This window comes from Microbacterium sp. STF-2, assembly GCF_034650155.1.
Classification (GTDB): Bacteria; Actinomycetota; Actinomycetes; order Actinomycetales; family Microbacteriaceae; genus Microbacterium; species Microbacterium maritypicum_A.
The window spans coordinates 1,883,069-1,908,490 of sequence record NZ_JARKMW010000001.1 but is presented as its reverse complement, the minus strand read 5'-3'; the positions used below and the strand labels follow the sequence as shown (position 1 = coordinate 1,908,490).

At 69.2% G+C, this 25,422-nt stretch carries 23 protein-coding genes; 12 read left to right on the top strand and 11 right to left on the bottom strand.

Features of this window, described 5'->3' with window-relative positions; translation table 11 throughout:
• Window positions 1-2 precede the first annotated feature (2 nt).
• From galE to galT, 3 genes are read right to left on the bottom strand one after another with little or no spacing between them, the layout of a single operon-like run.
• Window positions 3-983, bottom strand: a complete 981-nt coding sequence (gene galE / locus MicroSTF_RS09205; RefSeq protein WP_322955105.1) for a UDP-glucose 4-epimerase GalE — start codon at window positions 981-983, stop codon at window positions 3-5.
• Between the two features lie 49 nt (window positions 984-1,032).
• The gene (gene galK, locus MicroSTF_RS09200) at window positions 1,033-2,226 is read right to left on the bottom strand and encodes a galactokinase (RefSeq protein ID WP_322955103.1); all 1,194 of its coding nucleotides are present in this window, start codon (window positions 2,224-2,226) and stop codon (window positions 1,033-1,035) included.
• Window positions 2,223-3,425, bottom strand: a complete 1,203-nt coding sequence (galT, locus tag MicroSTF_RS09195) for a galactose-1-phosphate uridylyltransferase (protein WP_322955101.1) — start codon at window positions 3,423-3,425, stop codon at window positions 2,223-2,225. Before galT ends, galK begins: the two co-directional genes overlap by 4 nt.
• A 205-nt stretch (window positions 3,426-3,630) precedes the next feature.
• Between galT and MicroSTF_RS09190 the strand changes: the two genes are divergently transcribed.
• The 6 genes from MicroSTF_RS09190 to MicroSTF_RS09165 all read left to right on the top strand — a co-directional run bounded on the left by MicroSTF_RS09190 (window position 3,631) and on the right by MicroSTF_RS09165 (window position 10,543).
• Window positions 3,631-4,587 (top strand): LacI family DNA-binding transcriptional regulator, encoded by a 957-nt coding sequence (locus MicroSTF_RS09190; protein ID WP_322955098.1) that lies wholly within the window; start codon window positions 3,631-3,633, stop codon window positions 4,585-4,587.
• A gap of 271 nt (window positions 4,588-4,858) precedes the next feature.
• Window positions 4,859-6,022, top strand: coding sequence for a Gfo/Idh/MocA family oxidoreductase (locus MicroSTF_RS09185; RefSeq protein WP_322955096.1), 1,164 nt, complete (start codon window positions 4,859-4,861; stop codon window positions 6,020-6,022).
• Between the two features lie 7 nt (window positions 6,023-6,029).
• The gene (locus MicroSTF_RS09180; protein WP_315071819.1) at window positions 6,030-7,307 is read left to right on the top strand and encodes a dihydrodipicolinate synthase family protein; all 1,278 of its coding nucleotides are present in this window, start codon (window positions 6,030-6,032) and stop codon (window positions 7,305-7,307) included.
• Window positions 7,304-8,200, top strand: coding sequence for a sugar phosphate isomerase/epimerase family protein (locus MicroSTF_RS09175; protein WP_297555529.1), 897 nt, complete (start codon window positions 7,304-7,306; stop codon window positions 8,198-8,200). Before MicroSTF_RS09180 ends, MicroSTF_RS09175 begins: the two co-directional genes overlap by 4 nt.
• A 142-nt stretch (window positions 8,201-8,342) precedes the next feature.
• The gene (locus tag MicroSTF_RS09170) at window positions 8,343-9,413 is read left to right on the top strand and encodes a LacI family DNA-binding transcriptional regulator (RefSeq protein ID WP_315071815.1); all 1,071 of its coding nucleotides are present in this window, start codon (window positions 8,343-8,345) and stop codon (window positions 9,411-9,413) included.
• Window positions 9,410-10,543: a glycerate kinase gene (locus MicroSTF_RS09165; RefSeq protein WP_315071812.1), complete on the top strand. Its 1,134-nt coding sequence runs from the start codon at window positions 9,410-9,412 to the stop codon at window positions 10,541-10,543. The genes MicroSTF_RS09170 and MicroSTF_RS09165 overlap by 4 nt, the downstream gene beginning before the upstream one ends.
• A gap of 88 nt (window positions 10,544-10,631) precedes the next feature.
• Here the strand turns inward: MicroSTF_RS09165 and pgm are convergent, their stop codons facing one another.
• Entirely contained in the window at window positions 10,632-12,275 is a 1,644-nt protein-coding gene (gene pgm, locus MicroSTF_RS09160; RefSeq protein WP_297555533.1) for a phosphoglucomutase (alpha-D-glucose-1,6-bisphosphate-dependent), read from the bottom strand.
• 79 nt (window positions 12,276-12,354) lie between these two features.
• Between pgm and pheA the strand changes: the two genes are divergently transcribed.
• On the top strand, window positions 12,355-13,305 hold the full coding sequence (pheA, locus tag MicroSTF_RS09155; protein WP_029259873.1) for a prephenate dehydratase: 951 nt from the start codon (window positions 12,355-12,357) through the stop codon (window positions 13,303-13,305).
• Window positions 13,306-13,388: 83 nt separating this feature from the next.
• Here pheA and MicroSTF_RS09150 read toward each other — a convergent pair whose 3' ends face one another.
• Together MicroSTF_RS09150 and MicroSTF_RS09145 are read right to left on the bottom strand one after the other, a co-directional pair.
• Entirely contained in the window at window positions 13,389-13,598 is a 210-nt protein-coding gene (locus MicroSTF_RS09150) for a hypothetical protein (RefSeq protein WP_021200014.1), read from the bottom strand.
• Window positions 13,599-13,723: 125 nt separating this feature from the next.
• On the bottom strand, window positions 13,724-14,770 hold the full coding sequence (locus MicroSTF_RS09145) for an LLM class flavin-dependent oxidoreductase (RefSeq protein ID WP_315071809.1): 1,047 nt from the start codon (window positions 14,768-14,770) through the stop codon (window positions 13,724-13,726).
• A 53-nt stretch (window positions 14,771-14,823) separates the two neighbouring features.
• On the opposite strand from MicroSTF_RS09145, the gene MicroSTF_RS09140 reads away from it, so the two are divergent.
• Entirely contained in the window at window positions 14,824-16,554 is a 1,731-nt protein-coding gene (locus tag MicroSTF_RS09140; protein ID WP_021200012.1) for a cation:proton antiporter, read from the top strand.
• An 81-nt stretch (window positions 16,555-16,635) separates the two neighbouring features.
• Here MicroSTF_RS09140 and MicroSTF_RS09135 read toward each other — a convergent pair whose 3' ends face one another.
• The 5 genes from MicroSTF_RS09135 to MicroSTF_RS09115 all read right to left on the bottom strand — a co-directional run bounded on the left by MicroSTF_RS09135 (window position 16,636) and on the right by MicroSTF_RS09115 (window position 20,545).
• Window positions 16,636-18,060, bottom strand: a complete 1,425-nt coding sequence (locus MicroSTF_RS09135) for a dicarboxylate/amino acid:cation symporter (RefSeq protein WP_029267686.1) — start codon at window positions 18,058-18,060, stop codon at window positions 16,636-16,638.
• Window positions 18,061-18,274: 214 nt separating this feature from the next.
• A complete protein-coding gene (locus MicroSTF_RS09130; protein ID WP_021201318.1) occupies window positions 18,275-18,511 on the bottom strand; it encodes a helix-turn-helix domain-containing protein in 237 nt (78 codons plus the stop codon).
• The gene (locus tag MicroSTF_RS09125; RefSeq protein ID WP_029259877.1) at window positions 18,508-19,281 is read right to left on the bottom strand and encodes a hypothetical protein; all 774 of its coding nucleotides are present in this window, start codon (window positions 19,279-19,281) and stop codon (window positions 18,508-18,510) included. The genes MicroSTF_RS09130 and MicroSTF_RS09125 overlap by 4 nt, the downstream gene beginning before the upstream one ends.
• Window positions 19,281-19,928, bottom strand: coding sequence for a hypothetical protein (locus tag MicroSTF_RS09120; protein ID WP_029259878.1), 648 nt, complete (start codon window positions 19,926-19,928; stop codon window positions 19,281-19,283). The genes MicroSTF_RS09125 and MicroSTF_RS09120 overlap by 1 nt, the downstream gene beginning before the upstream one ends.
• A complete protein-coding gene (locus MicroSTF_RS09115) occupies window positions 19,928-20,545 on the bottom strand; it encodes a hypothetical protein (protein WP_315071803.1) in 618 nt (205 codons plus the stop codon). The genes MicroSTF_RS09120 and MicroSTF_RS09115 overlap by 1 nt, the downstream gene beginning before the upstream one ends.
• Window positions 20,546-20,777: 232 nt before the next feature.
• Here MicroSTF_RS09115 and MicroSTF_RS09110 point away from each other — a divergent pair, with 232 nt between their 5' ends.
• The 4 genes from MicroSTF_RS09110 to MicroSTF_RS09095 all read left to right on the top strand — a co-directional run bounded on the left by MicroSTF_RS09110 (window position 20,778) and on the right by MicroSTF_RS09095 (window position 25,394).
• Complete coding sequence (locus MicroSTF_RS09110; protein ID WP_021201314.1) at window positions 20,778-23,312, top strand: ATP-dependent Clp protease ATP-binding subunit; 2,535 nt, start codon at window positions 20,778-20,780, stop codon at window positions 23,310-23,312.
• Window positions 23,313-23,411: 99 nt separating this feature from the next.
• Entirely contained in the window at window positions 23,412-23,912 is a 501-nt protein-coding gene (locus MicroSTF_RS09105) for an amino-acid N-acetyltransferase (protein ID WP_021201313.1), read from the top strand.
• A gap of 68 nt (window positions 23,913-23,980) precedes the next feature.
• Entirely contained in the window at window positions 23,981-24,631 is a 651-nt protein-coding gene (locus tag MicroSTF_RS09100; RefSeq protein WP_322955084.1) for a hypothetical protein, read from the top strand.
• 352 nt (window positions 24,632-24,983) lie between these two features.
• Window positions 24,984-25,394 (top strand): hypothetical protein, encoded by a 411-nt coding sequence (locus MicroSTF_RS09095; protein WP_021201311.1) that lies wholly within the window; start codon window positions 24,984-24,986, stop codon window positions 25,392-25,394.
• Window positions 25,395-25,422: the final 28 nt, after the last annotated feature.

Below are 25,422 nucleotides of genomic sequence, written 5' to 3'. Positions count from 1 at the left end.
CGTCAGGGGCGGGCGGCCTGCCGCGCTTCCCACCCCGTGCGCACCATCTCGTCGACCGAGTACCGCATGGTCCAGTCGAGGTCGCGGGCTGCGAGCTCACCGGTCGCGACGATGCGGTCGGGGTCACCGGGGCGGCGCGGGCCGATCTCGGGCGTGAAGTCGATGCCGGTCACGCGGGCGACGGCATCCATGATCTGCTTCACACTCAGTCCGTCACCGGAGCCGAGGTTGTAGGCGGCTTCGATCGGGCGTCCGTCGGACAGACGCTGCGCGGCCGCGACGTGGGCGGCCGCGATGTCGCCGACGTGCACGTAGTCGCGCACGTTCGTCCCGTCTTCCGTGGCGTAGTCGTCGCCGTTGATGCGGGGCGTCTTCCCGGCCAGCAGCGCCTCGAACACGATCGGGAAGAGGTTGTGCGGGCTGACGTCGTAGACCGTCGGATCGGCGGAGCCCACCACGTTGAAGTACCGCAGAGAGGTGTGTCGCAGGGGCCGCTCGGATTCCGCCGTCGCGATCGCCTGGTCGCGCAGCAACCATTCGCCGATGAGCTTCGACTCGCCGTAGGGACTGGCCGGCTTCTTGGCGGTGTCTTCCACGACGAGGGCCACATCGGGCGTGCCGAACACGGCGGCGGAGGAGGAGAAGACGATGTTCGAGACTCCCGCGGCCTCCATGGCCTCGAGGATCACCCGCGTGCCCTCGACGTTCTGCGCGTAGGTGTGCAGGGGGCGGTGCATCGAGACGCCGGCGTACTTGAAGCCCGCGACGTGGATCACGCCCTCGGCACCATGGTCGCGCAGCGTCTTCTCGACCAGATCGCGGTCCAGGACGCTGCCCCGCACGAATGCCACGCCCTCGGGGACGAAGGACTCGACGCCGCTGGACAGGTCGTCGAGCACGACCGGGGTGAGTCCGGCATCCGCGAGAGCGCGGACGACGTGGGCACCGATGTAGCCGGCGCCTCCGGTGACGATCCAGGACATTGCATTCCTCTCCTGCCGCGGAGTCGTCGCGGCCCGATGGATCATTCTGTCAGGCGTCGCGGCGGGGGCCGGCCGACGGGGTGACCGTGAACAGGAGGGGCGGCGCGAACCGGGACTTCGCGAAGTCGGCGTTCACGGCATCCGACACCGATGCGACGGCAGCCTGCTCGACGAGGGCGATCGCGGCACCTCCGAACCCACCGCCGGTCATCCGTGCACCGAGGGCGCCGGCTGCCAGGGCGGTGTCGACCGCGGTGTCCAGTTCGGGGGTCGAGATCTCGAAGTCGTCGCGCATCGATGCGTGCGAGGCGACCAGGAGGTCGCCGATCGCTCGGACGCCCTGCTCGCGCAACACCCGCACCGTGTCGAGGACCCGCTGGTTCTCGGTCACGATGTGACGCACGCGCCGGAAGGTGACCTCGTCCATCAGCTTCTGAGCGCGCGGCAGGTCGTCGATCGAGATGTCGCGCAGCGCAGGCACTCCCATGATCGAGGCGCCGAGTTCGCACGAGGCCCGGCGTTCGCGGTAGCCGCCGGTGGAGTGGGCGTGCTTCACACGGGTGTCGATCACGAGGATCGCGAGGCCTGCCTCGGCGACGCCGAGAGGCACGAGCCGGGTCTCCAGTGTGCGGCAGTCGAGGAAGATCGCGGTGTCGGGCCGGCCGAGCATCGACGCCATCTGGTCCATGATCCCTGTGGGGGCGCCGACGGCTTCGTTCTCGGCCCGTCGTCCGATGCGGGCGAGGGCCGTTCCGTCGAACCCGGTGCCCCACAGGTCGTTCAAGGCGGAGGATGTCGCCCCCTCGATCGCGGCCGAGGACGAGAGCCCGGCGCCCACGGGCACGTCGGAGGCGATGGCGATGTCCATCCCGCCGAACGGTCCGCGCTCGGCGGCCGCCTGACCGAGCGCCCAGGCGACCCCGAGCGGGTACGCGGCCCACTCCGGGACGGCCGGATGCGAGCCGGGTGCAGTGGGGAAGAGCCGGTCGAGCTCGTCGAGGGCGACCTCGACCGGTTCTTCGGCGAACGTGGAGCCGACCAGGACGCGACCGCGGTCGTCATCGCGCCGACCGACCGCGGCCACCGTGCGCTGCGGGATGGCGAACGGCAGCACGAACCCGTCGTTGTAGTCGGTGTGCTCGCCGATGAGGTTCACGCGCCCGGGTGCCGACCAGACTCCATCGGGTTCACGCCCGGTCAGGCGGGTGAAGAGGGCGAGGGCATCGTCGTGTGCGGCGGTCATGCAGAATCTCCGGTGTCGGGCTGGTCGTGCGAGGCGCGCTCGATCGCTTCGCGGAGGCGTGCGGCACCGACTTCCGGAGGCACTTCGGCGGCCCAGGCCCACATCGCGGCTTCCGAACCGGCGAGGAACTTCAGCTTGTCGGCGGCACGGCGCGGGCTCGTGAGCTGAAGGTGCAAGCGCACGGCGTCGCGCCCGACCTGCACGGGCGCCTGGTGCCACGCAGCGATGTAGGGCGTCGGGGAGTCGTAGAGGGCATCGACGCCGCGGAGCAGCCGCAGGTAGAGCGGGGCGAGCTCGTCACGCTCGGCTTCGGTGGTCTCGGCGAAGTCGGGCACGTGGCGGTGCGGCATCAGGTGCACCTCGAGTGGCCAGCGTGCGGCGAACGGCACGAAGGCGGTCCAGTGCTCGCCGCGGAACACCACGCGCTCGGACGCCTGCTCGGACTCGAGGATGTGCTGGAACAGGTCGGGGGTGGTGCGGCCGATCGCTTCCAGCACGCGGGTGGTGCGCGGGGTCACGTACGGGTAGGCGTAGATCTGCCCGTGCGGGTGCGGCAGGGTCACGCCGATCGCCTCGCCCCGGTTCTCGAACGGGAAGATCTGCTCGATGCCGGGCAGCTGTGAGAGTGCGGCGGTGCGGTCGGCCCACGCCTCGATCACGGTGCGCGCCCGGGTGACGGTCTGTGTACCGAAGGATCCGGCATGCTCGGGGCTGAAGCAGACGACCTCGCAGCGGCCGACGGCGGTGCGCGTGCGGCCGAGGCCGAGGGCCGCGAGGTCATCGAGCCCGCGAGGAGCGTTCGACGCCCGGGGTGCGGCGCCCGTCGCTGCGGCCAGGGCGGGTCCGAACGCGGGCGAGCGATTCTCGAACACGGCGACGTCGTACCGCGAGGGCACCTCGGAGGGGTTTCCGGGTGTCTGCGGGGCCAGCGGGTCGGCTTCTGCGCCGGGCATCATCACGCGGTTCTGTCGGTTCGCGGCGACCGTGATCCAGTCGCCGGTGAGCACGTCGAGACGCATCGTCGCGGTCTCCGGGCGGGGGTCGAGGGCGCGCGCGTCGACGGCTCGGTCGGCGCCCAGCGCGGTGCCGGGATCGTCGTAGTAGATGAGGTCGCGACCGTCGGCGAGGGCGGTGGCGCGTCTGACGACGCCGGCGCCAAGAGTCTCGGTGCGCAACTCAGGAAGATCGTCCGTGTTCACGTCAACATGGTACGCACAGCGCCGTGGTAACGTCAACATGACGGAGTTGCGCGCACGCCTCTGAGGCAGATCGCACGCTTCTGAGATACAAGGCGGGACCCGCGCGACGTCGTAGCGGATGGAGGATGAGGTGGGGCAGAGCAGACGCGACCGCGTCGACGGATCGGGTTCGAACCGTCGGAATCCCCCGTCCGGACGTGTGTCCATGGCCATGGTCGCTGCCCGGGCCGGTGTCTCGGGACAGACTGTCTCGCGGGTCGTCAACGGCAGCCCCCGCGTCGACCCCGACACCCGTGCCCGCGTCGAGCACGCGATGGCGGAGCTCGGTTATCGCCCCCACCGCGCGGCCCGAGCCCTGCGCACCGGGCGCTCGCAGACGATCGGACTCGTCGTCACCACCCTCGCCACCGTCGGCAACTCCCGGATGTTGCAGGCCACGGCCGAAGCTGCGGCGGAACGGGGGTACGCGGTGACCCTCGTGACCGCCACCCGCGGCGTCGCTGACGCGTTCGATCGGCTCGCGGAGCAGGAGGTCGACGGTGCGATCGTCCTGAACGAGGCATCGGCCCTGGTCTCCGACGCGCAGCGGCCTGCCGGGCTGCACCTCGTGGTCGTCGACGCCCCGAGCGAGGACGGGTTCACGTCGGTGCACAGCGATCACGCGGGCGGCGCCGCCGCAGCCACACGCCGGCTTCTCGCCCTCGGGGGAGGCGGGGTGCATCATCTCGCCGGTCCAGCCGACTCCTTCGCGGCGGCCGAGAGGGAACGCGGATGGCGGGAGACGCTCGTCTCCGCCGGCGTCCGGCCGCCCGCCGTCGTTCGGGGTGACTGGAGCGCTGACTCGGGGTACGCCGCCGGCGCGGAACTGCGCACGGCATCCGCCGTCTTCTGCGCCAACGATCAGATGGCGCTCGGGCTGCTGCGGGCGCTGTCCGACTACGGCCGTCGGGTGCCGGAAGACGTCGGCGTGATCGGTTTCGATGATGTGCCGGACGCCGCGAACTACCGCCCGCCGCTGACCACGATCCGGCAGGACTTCGCCGCGCTCGCCCAGCGTGCGGTGTCAGCGCTGGTGGACGCGATCGAAGGCGCTGCGCCCGCAGAGGGATCCGGAGTCATCCCGACGGTACTCGTCGAGCGCGCCAGTACCGCGTCGCGCTGATTCCCGTGCGGGCCGGCCGCCCCGCGCAGCGAACCGGTCGGCGGCCCTGCGCGTCGAATCGGTCGGCCGTCCTGTGCGTCGAATCGTACGACGCGGCTGCCGCGCACGCTGCAGCGTCCGCCGTGCGCAATCGTCTGCCTCCCAGCGGGCCGATCGTGGGATCCCCACCCATGGTTGCGATCGTCGCTCATCTCATGCCATGATCTCGGAAAGCGCTTTCCCACTGCCTCGGTGAAAGCACGACAGCGTCCCGCGACAGGAACGGAACACCATGGCACAGGCGAACACCCGCGAGATCGGGATCATCATGAACGGCGTCTCCGGACGCATGGGGTACCGGCAGCACCTGGTGCGCTCGATCCTCGCGATCCGTGACGAGGGCGGTATCGAGTCCCCCGACGGTTCGAAGATCACGGTGAAGCCGATCCTCGTCGGCCGCAGCGAGGCCAAGCTCGCCGAACTCGCCGCGAAGCACGGGATCGACGACTGGACGACCGACCTCGACGCCGCCCTCGCCGACCCGCGGTGGGAGATCTACGCGGACTTCCTGGTGACCAAGGCCCGGGCCACGGCTATCCGCAAGGCCATCGCAGCCGGCAAGGCGATCTACACCGAGAAGCCCACCGCCGAATCGCTCGACGAGGCGCTCGACCTCGCCCGCCTCGCCGACCGGGCGGGAGTGAAGACCGGCGTCGTGCATGACAAGCTCTACCTCCCCGGACTTCAGAAGCTCAAGCGTCTGATCGACTCCGGCTTCTTCGGGCGCATCCTCTCGGTGCGTGGCGAGTTCGGTTACTGGGTCTTCGAGGGCGACTGGCAGCCCGCGCAGCGCCCGAGCTGGAACTACCGCACGGAAGACGGCGGAGGGATCATCACCGACATGTTCCCGCACTGGAACTACGTGCTCGAGAACCTGTTCGGCGAGGTCGAGAGCGTCTACGCGCAGGCGGCGGTGCACATCGCCGACCGTTGGGATGAGAAGGGCGAGCATTACACCGCGACCGCTGAGGACGCGGCCTACGGCATCTTCGAGCTCGAGGGGGGCGTGATCGCGGAGATCAACTCCTCGTGGACCGTGCGGGTGAACCGGGACGAGCTCGTCGAGTTCCAGGTCGACGGCACGCATGGCTCCGCCGTCGTCGGACTGTTCGGGGCGAAGATCCAGCCGCGTGATGCCACGCCGAAGCCGGTGTGGAACCCCGATCTGGAAGACACCCGCGACTACGACGCCGACTGGCAGAACGTACCCACCAACGACGTGTTCCTCAACGGGTTCCGCCAGCAATGGCAGGAGTACCTGGTCTCGTACGTCGAAGGCACCGACTACCCGTTCGACCTGCTCGCGGGCGCGCGCGGCGTGCAGTTCGCCGAGGCCGGTCTGACCTCCAGCGCCGAGGGTCGCAAGATCGCCCTGTCGCAGCTGACGCTGGACTGAGGTGAGCATGAGCACCCTGCGCCTCCTCCGCGCGAACGGCGATGTCGCTGACGTCGCCCTCAACGACTCCGGCACCTACACGCGCCCGACCGGCCCGCTGCAGAGCCGCGTCGCGTATGCCGCCGCACACGTCGTGCCGAAGGTGCACGCCGACAACACTCCCGGGCAGGCGGCCGACATCGACTGGGACGCCACGCTCGCGTTCCGCCGCAACGTGTACTCGTGGGGTCTCGGCGTCGCCGATGCCATGGACACCGCGCAGCGGAACATGGGGTTGGACGCCGCTGCCACCCGCGAGCTGATCGCCCGCAGCGCCGAGGTCGCCCGTGAGGAGGGCGGATCCGTCGTGGTGGGGGTCAACACCGACCACATCGCCGAACCGCACATCTCGCTCGACCAGCTCATCTCCGCCTACCTCGAGCAACTGCACTTCACCGAGGAGCAGGGCGCCGGCCCCGTGCTCATGGCCTCCCGTCACCTGGTCCGTGCCGCGACGGACGCGGACGACTACCGGCGTGTGTATCGAGAGGTCCTCTCGCGTGCGACCACTCCGGTCGTGCTGCATTGGCTCGGTGCGGCGTTCGATCCCGAGCTCGCGGGCTACTTCGGCGCGGACGACTGGCAGGCGGCGTCGGACGTGCTCCTGGAGATCATCGCCGAGAATCCGGACAAGGTGGCGGGAGTCAAGATGAGCCTGTTGAACGCCGAGTCCGAGGTCTCGGTACGCGATCGTCTCCCCGAGGGCGTCCGGATGTTCACGGGCGACGACTTCAACTACGTGAGCCTGATCGGAGGTGCCGCGGCGGGCTCGTCGACTGCACGCGATCTCGCCGAGCGGACGGCTCCCTCGCGTGAACAGGGCGTGCACTCGGCGACAGGTCGTGCACTCGGGGAAGACACGGGAGACGCAGCGGGCGTGCGCACGCACTCCGACGCCCTGCTCGGCGCCTTCGCTGCGATCACCCCGGTCGCGTCGGCGGCGATCCAGGCACTCGACGCCGGCGACCCGGAACGGTATCGGCGCATCCTCGGACCGACCGAGGAACTGAGCAGGCAGGTCTTCGCGACTCCCACGTTCTACTACAAGACGGGCGTCGCCTTCCTTTCGTGGATGAACGGCCATCAGCCCGGTTTTCAGATGGTGGGCGGGCTGCACTCCGCGCGCAGCCTGCCGCACCTGAGCCGGATCATCGAGCTCGCCAACGCCTCCCTGGCGCTGGAGCAGCCCGACCTCGCCCGCGAGCGGTGGCACGGCATGCTGCGTCTGAACGGCGTGGACGCATGAGCCTCCCCTCCCCGGCCCAGGCCCAGGCGCCGGCCCCGGACCCGCGCCTGTCGATCAATCAGGCGACCATCAAGCATGCCGACCTCGCGACGGCCCTGCGGGTCACGACGGCCGCGGGTGTGGAGGCGATCGGACTGTGGCGTGAGCCGGTGAACGACGTCGGCCTCGACGTCGCGGCCCGCATGCTCGGCGACTCGGGCCTGCGCTTTTCGACGCACTGCCGTGGTGGGTTCTTCACGCTGCCGGACGGGGCGGAGCGGGCGGCGGCGCTGGACGACAACCGCCGGGCGATCGAGGAGACCGCGACGCTGGCCGCGGCCGGTGCCGAGGGCTCGACCGCTGTGCTCGTCCTGGTCGTGGGCGGCCTGCCCGCGGGATCGCGCGACCTGATCGGGGCTCGGCAGCGCGTGCGCGATGCGATCGGTGTGCTGGCTCCCGAGGCGAAGGCGGCTGGTGTGACGCTCGCGATCGAACCGCTGCACCCGATGTACGCGTCCGATCGCGCCGTCGTCTCGACGCTCGGCCAGGCGCTCGACATCGCAGCGGACTTCGATCCGGAGGTGGTCGGCGCCGCCGTCGACACCTTCCACATCTGGTGGGACCCGCAGGTGCTCGAGCAGATCGCGAGGGCCGGTCGTGAAGGACGCATCGCCACGTACCAGGTGTGCGACTGGAAGACGCCTCTCGCATCCGACGTGCTGCTCTCACGGCACTACACCGGCGAGGGCGTGATCGATTTCGGCACCCTCACCCGCGCGGTGGTCGCGACCGGGTACGACCGCGACATCGAGGTCGAGATCTTCAACGCCGAGATCTGGGCCGATGATCCCGAGAGCGTGGTGCGCCGCACCGCCGAGACGTTCGCCGCCGCGGTCTCTCCGCATCTCGCGTGAAGGTGTTCGGACACCGGTCTCTTACCGCCTCTCAGGAGGATGCACGGATGCACGGAGAAGACCGCGGATCCGGGCCGACAGCCGTGCAGCCACCCGACGTCCGTACCGGCGGGCGCACGTGTCGGGAAGTAGGATCTGGGTCATGACCAAGCCCGCAACGTCCGCGGAGCGGCCGTCGCCGACGCGGTCTCCGCGCCACGCCCGGGGGCCGGCGCCCACACTGCACGACGTCGCCCGAGAAGCCGGGGTCTCCCTGGCGACAGCTTCCCGGGTGCTCAACGGTTCCGAGCGCCGAGTCGCCGAGTCGTTCCGGGAACGCGTCGAATCAGCGGCGGAGAAGCTCGGATACACCGCGAACGTCTCGGCCCAGTCGATCGCCCGCGGCACATCACCGGTCATCGCCCTCCTCGTCGCCGATATCGCCGACCCCTACTTCGGGTTGATCGCGTCGGGTGTGGCCCGCGGCGCCGACGAGGAGGGCCTGGTCGTGACGATCGCGATCACCGAGCGCGACCAGGCGCGTGAGGCACGGATCGTGCGTGCGCTTCGCGGGCAGCGGCCGCGAGGTCTGATCCTCGCCGCCTCGCGCACACAGGAGCCCACGGAGACCGAGACCGCGCAGGAACTCGCGGAGTTCGTGCGCCTGGGCGGCCGGGTCGTGGCGTTCGGGCCGGACGGCGAGGGCGAGCGTCGAATCGAGATCGACAACCGCTCCGGGGCGGAGGCGCTCGGCCGACGGATGGCCGAGCTCGGGTACCGTTCGGCGATCGCGCTCGGGGCGGCGGCCGGAGTCCGGACCTCGGATGATCGTCTGGCCGGCTTCCACGCCGGGTTCGAGGCGGCAGGCGGTGCGGTCGAGAGCGTGCGACGGGGTGACTTCCGCCGGGAGTCGGGGGCGGCCCAGATGAGAGAAGCTCTCGTCGACGGCATCGAACCCGGCACCCTGATCTTCGCGATCAGTGACGTGGTGGCCCTCGGTGCGATGTCCGCGATCCGTGAATCCGGGCGCGAGGTCGGCAGCGACATCGCGGTCTGCGGGTTCGACGACGTGCCGGCGAGCAGCGATGCCACCCCGCGGTTGACGACCGTGCGCGTGCCGTTGAGCGAGGTCGGATATCAGGCTTTCCGCGCGACGGTCGATGCGGAATGGGAGCAGGCGCCCCTGCCGCTCGAGATCATCGTGCGCGACAGCACCCCGGGGATCACCGGGTGACGCGGGTCGTGCTGGCCCCGGACAGCTTCAAGGGCACGATCACGGCGGCGGATGCCGCGACGGCCCTCGCCGACGGCTGGGCGACGGTCGATCCCACCGCCGAGTTCGTGCACCGGCCGATGGCGGACGGCGGCGAGGGCACGGTGGCTGCGTTCGAGGCGGCGGTGCCCGGCGCCGTGCGGATGCCGATCACGGTCGACGGACCGGCCGGCGAGAAGATCGACACCTCCTGGTTGCTGCTCCCGCCGACGCGCGATGCCCCGGCGGGCACGGCCGTGATCGATCTCGGGTCGACCTCCGGGATCGAGTTGCTGCGCGAGCTGCGTCCGTGGGATGCCGACACGACCGGTCTGGGGCAAGCACTGGCCGCGGCTCTCGACCATGGCGTCTCGCGACTCGTCGTCGGCATCGGCTCCAGCGCCTCCACCGACGGTGGCACCGGGATGCTCTCGGCGCTCGGTGCGCTGTTCCTCGATGCCGCTGGGGCTCCGGTTCCCCGCGGTGCGCGTGGGGTCGCCTCCGTCGCATCGGCGGATCTGACCGCCCTGCGCCCGGCACCCGAGGTGCGCGTGCTCACCGACGTCACCAATCCGCTCACCGGTCCGCGCGGTGCCGCCGCGGTGTTCGGCCCGCAGAAGGGCCTGCGATCGCCGGACGACATCGCTCTCGTCGACGACGGGCTTCGTCGTCTCGCCGTGCTGCTCGGCGTCGATCCCGCGGGCGAGGGCAACGGTGCGGCCGGGGGCACGGGCGCTGCGCTCGTGGCCTGGGGAGGCGCGCTCGCTCCCGGCGCCGCCGAGGTGGCCGACCTCATCGGCCTCGACGCCGCGATTTCCGGCGCCGACGTGGTCATCACGGGGGAGGGTTCGTACGATGGGCAGTCGGGTGACGGCAAGGTCCCTTCGTTCCTCGCCGGACTCGCCGCCGTCGCGGGGACCGACGCGATGCTCGCGGCCGGTCGGATCACCCCGGACGCCGACACCGCGCTGTTCGCGGCCACCGCCTCCCTCACCGATCTGGCCGGATCGTCGGAGGCTGCGCGCACCGAACCCGTGCGCTGGCTGCGCGCCGCAGGTGCCGACCTGGCACGGGCCGCGCAGGATCGAGCGCACCGGATCGTGCGGGGCTGAGCCGAGAAGCGTCCCGGCCATCGGCTCTCCGACCGCCGGCCCGCCGGCCCTCCGACCGTCGGCCCTCTCGCCGACGGTCGGAGCCCGCTCAGCCTCCGAGTGCGGCGGAGACCACGGCGCGCGCCTCGGCCTGCACCTCGGCGAGGTGCTCCGGGCCGCGCAGGCTCTCGGCGTAGAGCTTGTAGACGTCTTCGGTGCCCGACGGGCGGGCGGCGAACCACGCGTGCTCGGTCTGCACCTTGAGGCCGCCGATCGCCGCGCCGTTGCCGGGCGCATGCGAGAGCTTCGCGGTGATGTCCTCGCCCGCGAGCGTGGTCGCCGTGACGGCCTCGGGGGCGAGCTTGCCGAGCGTGGCCTTCTGCTCGGGCGTCGCCGGGGCGTCCACCCGCTGGTACGCGGAGGCACCGAAGGCGGTCTCCAGCTCGCGGTACCGCTCCGACGGGGTCTTGCCGGTGACGGCGATGATCTCGGCGGCCAGTAGACACAGCAGGATGCCGTCCTTGTCGGTGGACCAGACCGAGCCGTCCTTGCGGAGGAACGAGGCCCCGGCCGACTCCTCGCCACCGAAGGCGACCGAGCCGTCGAGGAGTCCCGGCACGAACCACTTGAACCCGACCGGAACCTCCAGCAGACGCCGTCCGAGCGACTCGGCGACCCGGTCGATGATCATCGACGAGACCAGGGTCTTGCCGATCGCGGCGTCGCGCGGCCAGCCGTCGCGGTGCGAGAACAGATAGTCGATGGCGACCGCGAGATAGTGGTTCGGGTTCATCAGTCCGGCGTCGGGGGTCACGATGCCGTGCCTGTCGGCGTCGGCGTCGTTCCCGGTGAGCACGTCGTACGACCCCTTCTTCGCGACCAGGGAGGCCATTGCCGACGGTGAGGACGGATCCATCCGGATCTTCTCGTCCCAGTCCAGCGTCATGAAGCGCCACGTCGGATCGACCTCGGGGTTCACGACGGTCAGGTCGAGGTCATGCATCTCGGCGATGAGTGCCCAGTACTCGACGGAGGCTCCGCCGAGCGGGTCGGCGCCGATGCTCACCCCGGCGCTGCGGATGGCGTCGATGTCGATGATCGACGGCAGGTCGCGCACGTAGGCGTCTCGGAAGTCGTAGCCGGTGAGGGCATCCCAGTCGATGTCGGCGAAGCGCTCGAGCTTCACGCCGTCGAGTCCGGCGGCGATGAGGGCGTTCGCGCGGTCGGCGATCCAGCCCGTGGCGTCGGTGTCGGCAGGGCCGCCGTGCGGCGGGTTGTACTTGAAGCCGCCGTCGCGCGGAGGGTTGTGCGAGGGGGTGACGACGATGCCGTCCGCGCGGCTCGGGTCGTCGGCCGCCTTGCCGCGGTTGTAGGTGAGGATGGCGTGACTGAGCGCCGGAGTGGGCACCCACGAGTCGCGGGAGTCGACCCGCACGTCGATGCCGTTCGCCAGCAGCACCTCGATCGCGCTGCGCTCGGCGGGCAGCGACAACGCGTGCGTGTCGCGGCCGAGGAAGAGCGGGCCGGTGATGCCCTGCGCGTCGCGGTAGTCCACGATCGCCTGCGTCGTGGCGAGGATGTGGTTCTCGTTGAAGCTGTTCGACAGCGAGGAACCGCGATGACCGCTGGTGCCGAACACGACGCGTTCCGCAGGAACCTCGGGGTTCGGCGTGCGGTCGTAGTAGGCGGCGATCAGTTCGTCGACATCGATCAGGTCACTTTCCTCCGCGGGGAGGCCGGCACGGCTGGTCATCCTCTCAGTCTGCCCCCTGTTCGGCGGGACCGCATCCGAGAAGTCGCCCGGACGAGCCGTCGGCCCGCCGAGGGCTAAGGTGAAACCCGTGACTGAACGCCGTACCTACAGCTATCTCGGCCCTGCCGGAACCTTCACGGAGGCGGCGCTCGATCAGGTGGCCGAGGCCCGCGGCCAGAACTGGCGCCCCGTGCACAACGTGGGCGAGGCTCTGGCCGACGTGCTCGAGGGTCGGAGCGACGCCGCGATGATCGCGATCGAGAACTCGATCGAGGGCGGGGTGTCCACCACGCAGGATGCTCTGGCCACGCTTCCGGGGCTGCGCATCATCGGCGAATATCTCGTGCGGGTGAACTTCGTGCTGGTCGCTCCGCGGGGGACGACGCTCGACCAGGTCGAGGTGATCGCGGCGCATCCGGTCGCCTACGCCCAGTGTCATGGGTGGCTCGGCGCGCACCTGCCGTCACACTCGCACGTTCCCGCGTCGAGCAACGTCGCCTCCGCGATCGGCGTCCTCGACGGCACGCTGCCCGCGCAGGCGGCCATCGCGGCACCCGGCATCGTCAACCACTACGACGTCGAGGTGCTGGCAGACGGCATCGGCGACAACGCGCAGGCCGTGACCCGCTTCGTGCTGGTCACCCGCACGACCCGTTCGCCCGAGCCGACCGGTGCCGACAAGACCTCGCTGATCGTGGAGCTCCCGCACGACCACCCCGGTTCGCTCCTGGAGATGCTCGAGCAGTTCTCGACCCGCGGCATCAACCTGTCGCTCATCGAGTCGCGGCCGATCGGCGACGAACTCGGGCGCTACCGATTCGTGATCGACGCCGACGGACACATCGAGCACGAGCGCATGGCCGACGCGCTGCTCGGCATCCGTCGATTCAGCCCTCGTGTGGTCTTCCTCGGGTCGTATCCGCGCGCGGACCGGCAGATCGTGCAGTACCCCGACCGCTACTCCGATGACGTGTTCGTCGAGGCGCGCGACTGGCTGCGCGGCATCCTCTCCGGCGAGCCGGAAGCCTGACGTCACCCGCCCGCTGCGCGCCATCCCCGTGCGGGACCCGGGCGGATGCCGTGGTCCAGTGCGGGTGGTTCAGTGCGGGTGGTTCAGTGCTCCTGGAAGCGCGGCCAGTCGCTGCCCGGAGCCATATGGGAGTGCAGAGCACCCTTCGCGGAGGCCAGGCTCGGGTAGGTTCCGGTCGTCGCATCCGATCCGACCATCGTGACCGTGTAGCCGTCCTCGTCGTGGCGGATGCTGCCGACGACACCGTTGCGTCCGTAGGCGACCCAGAGGGCGAGAGTCTTGGTCGTGCTCATCGTCGAACTCCTTCTGCTGCTGCCGACAGTGCGTTCGCCGAGGGGGCCGCGCCCCTGTCGACGGCACTGTTCGTGACGCTACGCCTGTGCCGCCGGGAAAGCCAGGGGTTGACAGGCGCGCGACGTCAACTGCGAAGTGCGGCGGAGATCAGTTCCAGTGTCTGTGCGCGACCGGTCGGTGCATCGTTCGCCTCGGCGTCGTAGGCGCCGGCGACGGGGGAGAGCATGACCTCGTCGACGCCGTAGCGCTCGGCGAAGGAATGCAGCTCGGCGGCGACGCTCTCGCCGGTGCCGACGAACCAGCGCGATCGGGCGGCCCGCACGACCTCGTCGGTGGCGGCATCCGTCACGGCCGCCGCCGCCTGCTCGACGGTCTCGAGAGCGGCGAGCGGCTGGTTCAGCCGCAGCCGTGCCATCATCCGCAGCTGGGGGAGTGCACGGGCCTCCGCTTCCTCCTGCGTGGGCGCGGCGACCGCGTTCACGGTGAGGAACGTGTGCGGCTCCGGGTGCTCCTCACTCGGACGGTAGCCGGTGCGGTACAGGTCGAGCGCGCGCTCGAGGCCCTGCCCCGAGAAGTGGTTCGCGAAGACATAGGGCAGCCCGTGCGAGGCGGCGAGCTGCGCCGAATAGTCGCTCGACCCGAGCAGCCACACCTCGGGGGTGCCGGTCGCGGCCGGCGTCGCACGCACCGTGTATTCCCCGCCGGAGGTGAAACGCAGCGCAGCCCCGTCTGCCGACAGCAGGGCCGCGATGTCCTGCACGTGGCGGGGGAACTGCTCGACGTCGCTGGTGGTCCCCGAGCCGCGCAACAGCTGCGTGATCACCGGGTCGCTTCCCGGTGCCCGGCCGAGGCCCAGGTCGATGCGTCCCGGCGCGATCGCTTCGAGTGCCGCGAACTGCTCGGCGACGATGAGCGGTGCGTGGTTGGGCAGCATCACTCCGCCAGAGCCCAGCCGCACACGCGAGGTGCGGGTGGCCGCAGCGGCGATCAGCACCGGGGGAGTGGTCGACGCCACCGACGGCATGTTGTGGTGCTCGGCGAACCAGTAGCGGCGATAGCCGAGACGGTCGGCGGTCTCCGCGAGCGCGAGGGAGGCGGCGATGGCCTCCGCGCTGGTCTGGCCGGTGCGCACCGGAACGAGGTCGAGGACGGAGAGAGCTGTATCGGACATCCTCAACCACAACGCGCACCTGAGCGCCTCCATTCCCCCGATACCGTGGGGGCATGGAAGCAGGCATCTTCTACGTCCTCGTCGGGTCCGTCGCGATCGCCGCGTTCGCACGCTGGCGAGGCTGGCCGGCCCCGCTGCTGGTGACGATCGTGGCGCTCGCCGCATCCTTCCTGCCCTTCGTGCCCGACCTCGACATCGATGGGCATGTGCTCCTGAGCCTCGTGCTGCCGCCGCTGCTGTACTCGGCCGCGCTCGATGTGTCGTTCGTCGGATTCAAGCGCAGCCTGCCGCAGATCCGCCGGCTCGGGATCTGGCTGGTGCTTCTCACCGCCGTGGCCGTCGGCTTCGTCGCATGGTGGATCCTGCCGTCCCTCACCCTCCCCGGCGCGCTGCTCCTGGGCGCGATCGTGGCTCCGCCGGACGCGGTGTCCGCTGCGGCGATCGGCCGTCGGCTCGGGCTGCCGCGACGCATCATGACCGTGCTCTCGGGCGAGAGCCTCATCAACGATGCGACCTCGCTCACGCTGTACCGCGTCTTCGCCGCGATCCTCGCGGGCGCCACCGTCTCGATCTGGGGCGGCATCTGGCAGTTCCTGGTGGCGGTCGGAGTGGGTGTGGCCGTCGGTCTGGTGTTCGGGATCGTCCTGCACCAGCTGCGCATGCGCATCAGCGATCCCGTGGTGATCGGCACGTTCGGACTCCTCGCGCCGTTCGGGGCTTATGCGATCGCCGAGCATCTGCTCGGATCGGGCGTCCTGGCGGTCGTGGCGATGGGGCTGTACGTCGGCTACAACTCGCCGCGCACCGACTACACCACCCGCCAGCAGGAGAAGCCGCTGTGGCTTTCGGCCGACCTGCTGCTGGAGAGCTTCGTGTTCGCCTACATCGGGCTGCAGTTCCCCCGTGTGCTCAGCGACCTGGGCAGCGAGTCGGTCGGGCAGATCCTGCTGCTCTCCGGGGCGGTGCTGCTCGTGGTCGTCATCGTGCGGCCGCTCTACATCTATCCGACCAGTGCGTGGGCGAACTTCCAGGACCGCCGCAAGCTCGAGCGCTGGGATCGTGGTGTCGAGTCCGGCGAGTTCGAGAAACGGCATCAGAAGTCGCGGCGCTGGGGCAACTACACCGCCGACGAGCTGCGCAGTCAGATCGTGCGCGACCGGATGGCCGGACTCACGCTCACGTGGAAGGACAGTGCCGTCATCTCGTGGGCGGGCATGCGCGGCGTCGTGACGCTGGCGATCGCGGTGGCCGCCGCCGACCTCGCGACCCTCGACGCGCAGGCATCGCACGCCATCGTCGTGGTGGCCTTCATCGTCACCGTCGGAACGCTGTTGATCCAGGGTCTGACCCTGCCTCTTCTCATCCGCAGCCTCGGCATCGCCAGCGATGTGGACGAGGAGGAGGATGAGGCGGCGCTCGCCGAAGTGCGCGCGAAGAGCCGTGAGGCCGGCAAGAAGTTCCTCGCCGAGAAGCGGGTCGAGTGGGAGGCGAAGTACGGCGAGGTCGACCTCCGGGTGTTCGATGCCTTCACCAAGCGGATGACACGGGTCGAGAAGGACACCGACGAGGCGCAGAAGGTGGAGGATGCCGCGAGCCGACCCTCCTACGAAGACCTCGTCGCCCTGTCGAAGGGGTGGCTGCAGGTGCGTCGCGATATCCTCCTCGCGGAACGCGACGCGGGCAACCTCGATGAGGAGGTCATGCGCGAGCTGATCGCGGCGATGGACGCCGAGGAGCTCGCTCTCGACACCCGCGGCGCCACGCGCCAGGAGGGCCGCGCCTGACCCCCTGACCGCTTCGATGCTCGAACGGCAGAGCGCCTCGCCCCACGAGGGGACGAGGCGCTCTGCCGTTCCGCGGCGAGGTCAGCGGGCGCTGACCGGTTCCTTGTCGGCGGAGGCATCCGCTTCGGGAGCGTCGTCGTCTCCGGAGTCGTCGGCGAAGGGCAGGCCCTCACGCGGCGCGTTGTAGAGCTCCTCGTTCAGGATGCCCTCGCGCTTGGCGACGATCGTCGGGATCAGCGCTTGACCTGCGACGTTGACCGCGGTGCGGCCCATGTCGAGGATCGGGTCGATCGCGAGCAGCAGTCCCACGCCCTCGAGCGGGAGGCCCAGGGTCGACAGCGTCAGCGTGAGCATCACCACAGCACCCGTGGTGCCGGCGGTGGCGGCCGAGCCGACGACCGAGACGATGACGATCAGCAGGTACTGCACGAAGTTCAGCTCGATGCCGAAGAACTGCGCGACGAAGATCGCGGCGATGGCCGGGTAGATCGCGGCGCAGCCGTCCATCTTGGTCGTCGCGCCCAGCGGCACGGCGAACGAGGCGTACGAGCGGGGCACACCGAGGTTGCGCTCGGTCACGCGCTCGGTGAGCGGCAGGGTGCCGATCGAGGAGCGGCTGACGAAGGCCAGCTGCACGGCGGGCCAGACGCCCGAGAAGTACTGCTTGATCGAGAGGCCGTGCGTGCGCACGAGGATCGGGTAGACCACGAACAGCACGAGGGCCAGACCGATGTAGACGGCGGCGGCGAACCAGCCGAGGGAGGCGAGCTTCTCCCAGCCGTACTTGATGACCGCCGAGCCGATGAGCCCGAATGTGCCGAGCGGGGCGATGCGGATGATCCACCACAGCACGCGCTGGATGACCTTCAGCAGCGACTCGGTGAAGACGAGGAACGGCTCCGCCTTCTTGCCGGCCTTGAGTGCGGCGATGCCGACGACGGCCGCGACCACGATGACCTGCAGGATGTTGAAGCCGACGCTCGACGAGAACGTGCCCTCAGCCGCTCCGGGGTTGGTGCTCACGGTGAGGCCGAGGAAGTTCTGCGGGATGAGCCCGAGCAGGAAGTTCCACCAGGTGCCCACGGTGTACGGGTCACCCGGCTCGAGGCCCTCGCCGGCGCGGTTGCCGGGCTGGATCACGAGGCCGAGGACGATGCCGATGATCACGGCGATGAACGCGGTGATCGCGAACCACAGGATCGTCTGGCCAGCCAGGCGTGCGGCGTTCTGCACGCGGCGCAGGTTCGAGATGCTGGCGACGATCGCTGTGAAGATCAGGGGGACGACGGCGGCGCGCAGCAGCGTCACGTACGAGTTGCCGATGGTATCGAGTGTCGCGGATAGCCCGGTCGGGTTCTCGGCGGTCGCGCCGAGCTGGCGGCCGATCAGACCGGCGGCGATGCCGAGGACGAGAGCGGCGAGGATCTGGAAGCCGAACGAGGTCAGCAGCTTCCGGACCGGTCCGCGGGTATCAGGCGCCTTCTGGGCGCGTGCGGTGGTGCTCATGAGGGTGGGGACTCCAGAATCGCGGCGCACCGTGTGCGCGCCATGAGGCCCAACGCTATGACTCCCTGAGAATTCCCTGGGTGGATATGACGAAGGATGACGTTGCGAGCCGGAATCCGTTCGGTGCGGCGGGAAGGCCCGGTTGCCGTCGCACTTCCTGCCGCCTGAACGCGCCACGGGCGGCAGGAACTGCGACCGGGGCGAGCGTTCCCCGTCAGCGCGGGGCGAGCACCAGCAGCTCGCCGACCTCGCAGTCGAGGGCCTCGCAGATCGCGCGCAGCGTGGAGTAGCGGATGGCGCGGGCGCGGTCGTTCTTCAGCACCGACAGGTTCACGATGCTCACCCCGACCGCGGCGCTCAGCTCGGTGAGCGTCATGCCGCGTTCGGCGAGCAGCTCGTCGAGTCGGCAGTGGATGCCGGTGAACTCGTCGTCGCTCTCCGCCGGGCTCACACCAGTCCCTCCGTGTCCTTCTCGAGAACCGCCTTCTCCTGCTGCAATTGCGCCCTTTCCTGCTCGAGACGTGTGCCCTGACGGAACACGGCGGCGAGAGCGAGCAGCCCGAGCGCGCCGACGAAGGGGAGCGGCGTGACGGTCAGTTGGTAGAACGATGGGTACCACTCGCTGTCCGGTGAGAAGACCTCGCGAAGGCCGGCTGTGGCTGCGATACCGCTCAGGAGATCGGCGGCCACGCCGAACACGAGCACGGCGATCGCGCCGCCGGTGAGGCCACGCGTCACGGAGCGTGAGAACGCGCGGCCCCGCAACGTCTGGAAGCAGATGACCGCCACGATGACCGCGGGCATGGTGGCCAGAGCAAGGCTGCTCAGTTGTGCGGATGCCGCGAGCAACCGGAGCCCCAGCGACGCCTGGCCGACAGTGAACTCGGAGAGCTGCTCGCTGCCACAGGTCAGCATCGTCGTTGCGCTGTCACCGAACTCCGAGCACGCCAGACCGGCCGGCCAATCCAGATACACGTGGGTCTGACCGTCGAACTCCGCCCAGGGGACGGTGAACGCCTTGAAGATGTAGATCACAGCGCCCACCGCCGACATCAGGATCCACCACCCGGAGAGCGTGAGTGCCGCGTCGAGCGCGATCGTGCGGCTGCCCCTCCGGCGCCCTCTCCACACGACGACACCGAGGATGACCGCGATCACCGCGAGCGCGATCCCGATGTTGAGCAGGGACGGCCACACCTCGTCCGAACCGAAGCTGAGCATCAGACGAGTCCTTCCGTTTCCTTCTCGAGCGCGAGCTTCTCGTTCTGTAACCGGATGCCGCGGCGGAATGCCACTGCGATCAGGCCCACCGTCACGCCGGTGGCGAAGATTGGCGCGACGCTCCAGAACTCGATCGGATGCACCGGTTCCCCGTCGCCGATGCCGAGAGCGGAGGTGACGCCGTTGCGGCCCATCGTCTCCAACATCACGATCAGGATCGGAGCGCCGACGAGCGTCCAACCGATCACGTCGAAGGCTCGCGCGTTCGGACGGACGAAGAAGCGTCCGCGGAGGAAGTTCCAGGCGACCAGCGTCACCGCCGCGATGACCGCGACAGCCGCGAGAGCCCACAGCGCGATGGCGGCGATGATGGCCGTGACCGAGGCCGCGTTCACCCCGTCGGCGATGACCATCGCCTCGTCCGCGAACCCCTCGATCGAGATGGCACCGGAGTCGGTCGTGGCGGAGATCGGCTGCTGGTCGATGGGGACCGTCCACGCGATCCCCGTTTCGCGGAAGGTGCCGGCGACGCGCAGGATCGTGGCGAATGCGACGGTGACGAGCGCCGCTGCAGCGTAGAGGATCACGGTGATGGCGTCAGCGGTCTCGGAGCGGGTGGCCGGGGAAGTCGTCTTCGTCGTGGTCATCAGACCAATCCTTCCGTCTCGCGCTGCAGTCGATCGCCGATCACGAACGTGGTGCCGATGACCGAGATGATGAACGCAGCCAGGATGAAGGTGAACGGCTCGATGCTGATCACCGCATTGTCGACAGCGTTCTCGGTGAGCGCGGAGACGGCAGCGTTGGCCAGCATGTTGTCGAAGAACCGCACGGCCGCGAAGCCGAGCAGGCCGACGATGCCGGCGACCATCACGAGTCGCGTGTTGCGTCGGCTGAACACCGTGCCGCTCAGGATGCTGCGCGCCAGCAGCATCAGGCATCCGATCACGACGATGATCGCGACGATCTGGGCGAGCTGTCCGAGGACGCCCGCGCCGATCGCGATCCCCGGCAGGGTCGGGGCGGTGAGGATCGCCCTGTCCAGTTCGAGGGTGATGTTCGCGCCACCTGCACCGAGCGGAGCCTCGATCGGCTGATCCACGAACTCGACCATCACCGGGATCATCGTGCCGCTGAGCAGGGTGATGATGCGGATGATCGAGAAGACCGTGATGTACGCCGCGATCGCCACGCCGGCGACGCAGAAGGCGATGAGTGCAGCGGCGTCGCCGCGGGACAGCGTGCCCTGTTTCGTCGAGGTCATGATCGCTCCTTATCGATGATCGTTGTTAGCGATAAACGATAAGATAACGACAATCGATAAGCTCGTCAATCCCCGTCGCTTTCGACACCGCGTCACACCGCCTGCCATAGCCCCGGTATGCCCACGGCGAACACGGGCATACGTGCCCCGCACGGTGGTTACTCTCGATGTACAGGCGCAGAGAACGCCACAGGTGTCAGCGCTTCGCCCCGTGCGAATAAGGAGTCACAGCATGTTCGAGAGATTCACGGACCGAGCCCGTCGAGTGGTCGTCCTCGCCCAAGAAGAGGCGAAGATGCTCAACCACAACTACATCGGGACCGAGCACATCCTGCTCGGCCTCATCCACGAGGGTGAAGGCGTCGCCGCCAAGGCCCTCGAGAGCCTCGGCATCTCCCTCGACGCCGTGCGCGAGCAGGTGCAGGACATCATCGGCCAGGGTCAGCAGCAGCCGACCGGGCACATCCCGTTCACCCCGCGCGCCAAGAAGGTGCTCGAGCTCAGCCTCCGCGAGGCCCTGCAGCTCGGCCACAACTACATCGGCACCGAGCACATCCTGCTCGGCCTCATCCGCGAGGGTGAGGGCGTCGCCGCCCAGGTGCTCGTCAAGCTCGGCGCCGACCTCAACAAGGTCCGCCAGCAGGTCATCCAGCTGCTCTCCGGAGCTCCCGGTCGCGAGCCGGCTTCCGTCGGTGCGCAGACCAACGACTCGCCGGCCGGCACCCAGGGCGGATCCGCCGTGCTCGACCAGTTCGGCCGCAACCTCACCCAGGCCGCGCGCGACAACAAGCTCGACCCGGTGATCGGGCGCGAGAAGGAGGCGGAGCGGGTCATGCAGATCCTCTCCCGCCGTTCCAAGAACAACCCCGTCCTGATCGGTGAGCCCGGTGTCGGCAAGACCGCCGTCGTCGAGGGGCTGGCCCAGGCGATCGTCAAGGGCGATGTGCCCGAGACGCTGAAGGACAAGCAGCTCTACTCGCTCGACCTCGGCTCGCTCATCGCCGGTTCCCGCTACCGCGGTGACTTCGAGGAGCGCCTGAAGAAGGTCACCAAGGAGATCCGCACGCGCGGCGACATCATCGTCTTCATCGACGAGATCCACACCCTCGTGGGTGCGGGTGCCGCCGAGGGCGCGATCGACGCGGCCAGCATCCTGAAGCCGCTCCTCGCCCGTGGCGAACTGCAGACGATCGGTGCGACCACGCTCGACGAGTACCGCAAGCACTTCGAGAAGGATGCCGCGCTCGAGCGCCGCTTCCAGCCGGTGCAGGTCAACGAGCCGACGCTGCCGCACGCGATCAACATCCTCAAGGGACTCCGCGACCGTTACGAGGCGCACCACAAGGTGCAGATCACCGACGGCGCCATCGTGGCCGCGGCGAACCTCGCCGACCGCTACGTCTCCGACCGGTTCCTCCCGGACAAGGCCATCGACCTGATCGACGAGGCCGGCGCACGCCTGCGTCTGTCGATCCTGTCGAGCCCGCCCGAGCTGCGCGAATTCGACGAGAAGATCGCCGCCGTGCGCGAGCAGAAGGAGATCGCCTCCGAGGAGCAGGACTTCGAGAAGGCCGCCGCCCTCCGCGATGAGGAGAAGAGCCTCCTCGCCGAGCGTCTGCGTCTCGAGAAGCAGTGGCGTGCGGGCGACGTCGCGACCTCCGCGGTCGTCGACGAGGGTCTGATCGCCGAGGTGCTCGCACAGGCCACCGGCATCCCGGTCTTCAAGCTCACGGAAGAGGAGTCCAGCCGACTCGTCTTCATGGAGAAGGCCCTGCACCAGCGCGTCATCGGTCAGGAAGAGGCGATCGCCGCCCTTTCCAAGACGATCCGTCGCCAGCGTGCCGGCCTCAAGGACCCGAAGCGTCCCTCGGGCTCGTTCATCTTCGCCGGCCCCACGGGCGTCGGAAAGACCGAGCTCGCCAAGGCTCTCGCCGAGTTCCTGTTCGACGACGAGGCTGCGCTGATCTCGCTCGACATGAGCGAGTTCGGTGAGAAGCACACCGTCTCGCGTCTGTTCGGTGCCCCTCCCGGATTCGTCGGATTCGAAGAGGGAGGCCAGCTCACCGAGAAGGTGCGGCGCAAGCCGTTCAGCGTGGTCCTCTTCGACGAGATCGAGAAGGCCCACCCGGACATCTTCAACTCGCTGCTGCAGATCCTCGAAGAGGGTCGACTCACCGACGGTCAGGGTCGGATCGTGGACTTCAAGAACACGGTCATCATCATGACCACCAACCTCGGTGCACGCGACATCGCGGGCGGTCCCGTCGGCTTCCAGATCGAGGGCAACGACTCGACCAGCTACGACCGCATGAAGGGCAAGGTGAACGAAGAGCTCAAGCGGCACTTCAAGCCCGAGTTCCTGAACCGTGTCGACGACATCATCGTGTTCCCGCAGCTCTCGAAGGAGGAGCTGGTGCAGATCGTGGATCTGTTCACCAAGCGCCTCGGCGAGCGTCTGCTGGACCGCGACATGACGATCGAGCTGTCGCAGGCCGCCAAGGAGCGCCTCATCGAGATCGGGTTCGACCCCGCGCTCGGTGCCCGACCGCTGCGTCGCGCGATGCAGCACGAGGTCGAGGACCGTCTCTCGGAGAAGATCCTGCACGGTGAGCTCAACTCCGGTGACCACGTGAAGGTCGACGCGAAGGACGGGCAGTTCCTCTTCGAGCACGGCCCGCGCGACGGCGGCCCCGTCGCGGTCGGCGTCAACACCGGCGGCGGCGCGATCGCCGGCACCCCCGACCTGGCGGTCGCCAGCGGGGAGTGACCTCCGGTCGATTCATGAGAAGGGGCGGATGCTGCGGCATCCGCCCCTTTCCTGTGTCCGGTACAGGTGCCGCCGGGTCCCGGGTTCTAGGCTTGTGGTGTGAGCGAGTACATCGTCCGACCGGCGCGCAGCGCTGACATCGTCGGCATCCGCACCCTGCTGCAGCCGCTCGTCGAGCAGCGCATCCTGCTCGGCAAGGATCTGGCGGTGCTGTACGGCGCCGTGCAGGAGTTCGTCGTGGCAGAGGCCGACGGGGTGCTGATCGGGTGCGGTGCCCTGCACGTGATCTGGGAAGACCTCGGCGAGGTGCGCACCCTGCTCGTGCGCGACGACTGGCTGCACCACGGCGTCGGACGTGCGATCGTCGACCGCCTCGAGGAGAACGCCAGGATGCTCGGCCTGACCCGCCTGTTCTGCCTCACCTTCGAGGTGGAGTTCTTCGGACGACGCGGCTACACGCCGATCGGTGAGCAGGTCGTCGACCCCGACGTGTACTCGCAGCTGTTGCGCAGCGGTGACGCGGGTGTCGAGGAGTTCCTCGATCTCGCGCACGTGAAGCCGAACACCCTCGGCAACACCCGCATGCTCAAGGTGCTCTGACACTCCTTCGCCGGTCCGTGCCGAGGGGCCTCCCCGGCTCGTGGCAGAGGATCGCTTAGCCTGGAGACATGCCTCGTCCTTCCGCCGCCGTGTACCGTCGTCGGCGACTGGTCGTCCTGATCGCGCTCGTGCTGGCCGTCGCCGCCATCGGCATCGGAGCGTGGCTTCTGATCGCGCGACCGTGGGCTGCCGCAGACACGGCGTCGACCCCGTCTCCGACGCCGTCGACGTCTCCCTCGCCCTCCTCCAGCTCCACCGCTGACGGAGAGTCGCCGACCCCCGATCCGTCCGCCGAGCAGACTCCGGCGGTCGCGCCCTGCGAGGCGGCCGACATCGAGGTCGCGGCCGTGACCGACGCCGAGACGTACGCAGCCGGTGTGCTGCCGAAGCTCTCGATCTCGCTCACGAACAAGGGCGCGAAGGACTGCACGATCGACGTGGGATCGACGACCCAGTCCTTCACCATCTCCAGCGGCGCCGACGTGTGGTGGCGTTCGACCGACTGCCAGGAGAACCCGAGCAGCATGATCGCCACGCTCACGGCCGGCACGACCGTCACGAGCAAGGACCCGGTCACCTGGGATCGCACGCGTTCGAGCGTCGAGACCTGCGCGCAGGAGAACCGACAGCGGGCACCGGGCGGGGGAGCCTCGTACCACGTCGAGGTCTCGATCGGCGGGTTCACGAGCCCGTCGAGCGCGCAGATCCTGCTCTACTGAGTCGTGCCGGATCGCGCTCCGCTGAGTTCGAAGGGATCCCGGTGAACCTCGTCGGAAATCGTTGCGAATCGGCGGATCTCGCACGAAACGGAGCGACATCGGCGGTCATCCCCCCGCGATGCTGACATCCGTGGGTCTTTGGGATACCATAGAAGCGACTCTCCGCATCAGCGGCACCAAGCCATCCCCAGTGGCGTCGAACTACAGCGTCCCCAGCGCTTCGACACCGCCGCCCGAGAGTCCGAGGGCCCTCTCGAGTACCCCAGTCCCCAATGTGGGACTCGAGAGGGCCCCAATCGTATCCACGGCCGAATCGGCGCTCTGCGTGTTGCGCCGTGAATAAGCTGGACACATGGCAGCGAAGAAGGCGAAGTCCGCGAAGAACAAGCCCGCACCCGAGGACTTCCGGTCGGATGCTCTGGCACAGGCCCTGGAGAAGCAGGACGTCGCCGCGGTCGCTCTCGCTCTCCGTCACGGCACCACCGTCGTGCCGCTGATCAAGCCCGGGGCGCGTGACAACCCGCTCGACAGCGGCGAGGTGTGGACATACCGTGACCCGAAGACCGGTGACCTCGCGCTGCTGCTGTTCAGCGACGCGAAGAACAAGCCGGCCAATCTGCCGCCGGGCGTGGGCATCTACAGCGCGGAGTGGCTGCGGAAGTTCCTGGCGGCGCATCCGATCACCACGGTCTTCCTCGACATCGCAGGGCCCCACCCGATGCAGGCGGACCCCGCCGAACTGCTCAAGGCGCTCGACGCCTGAGCCCAGCCTCCCGTCGGCGCGGTACCGG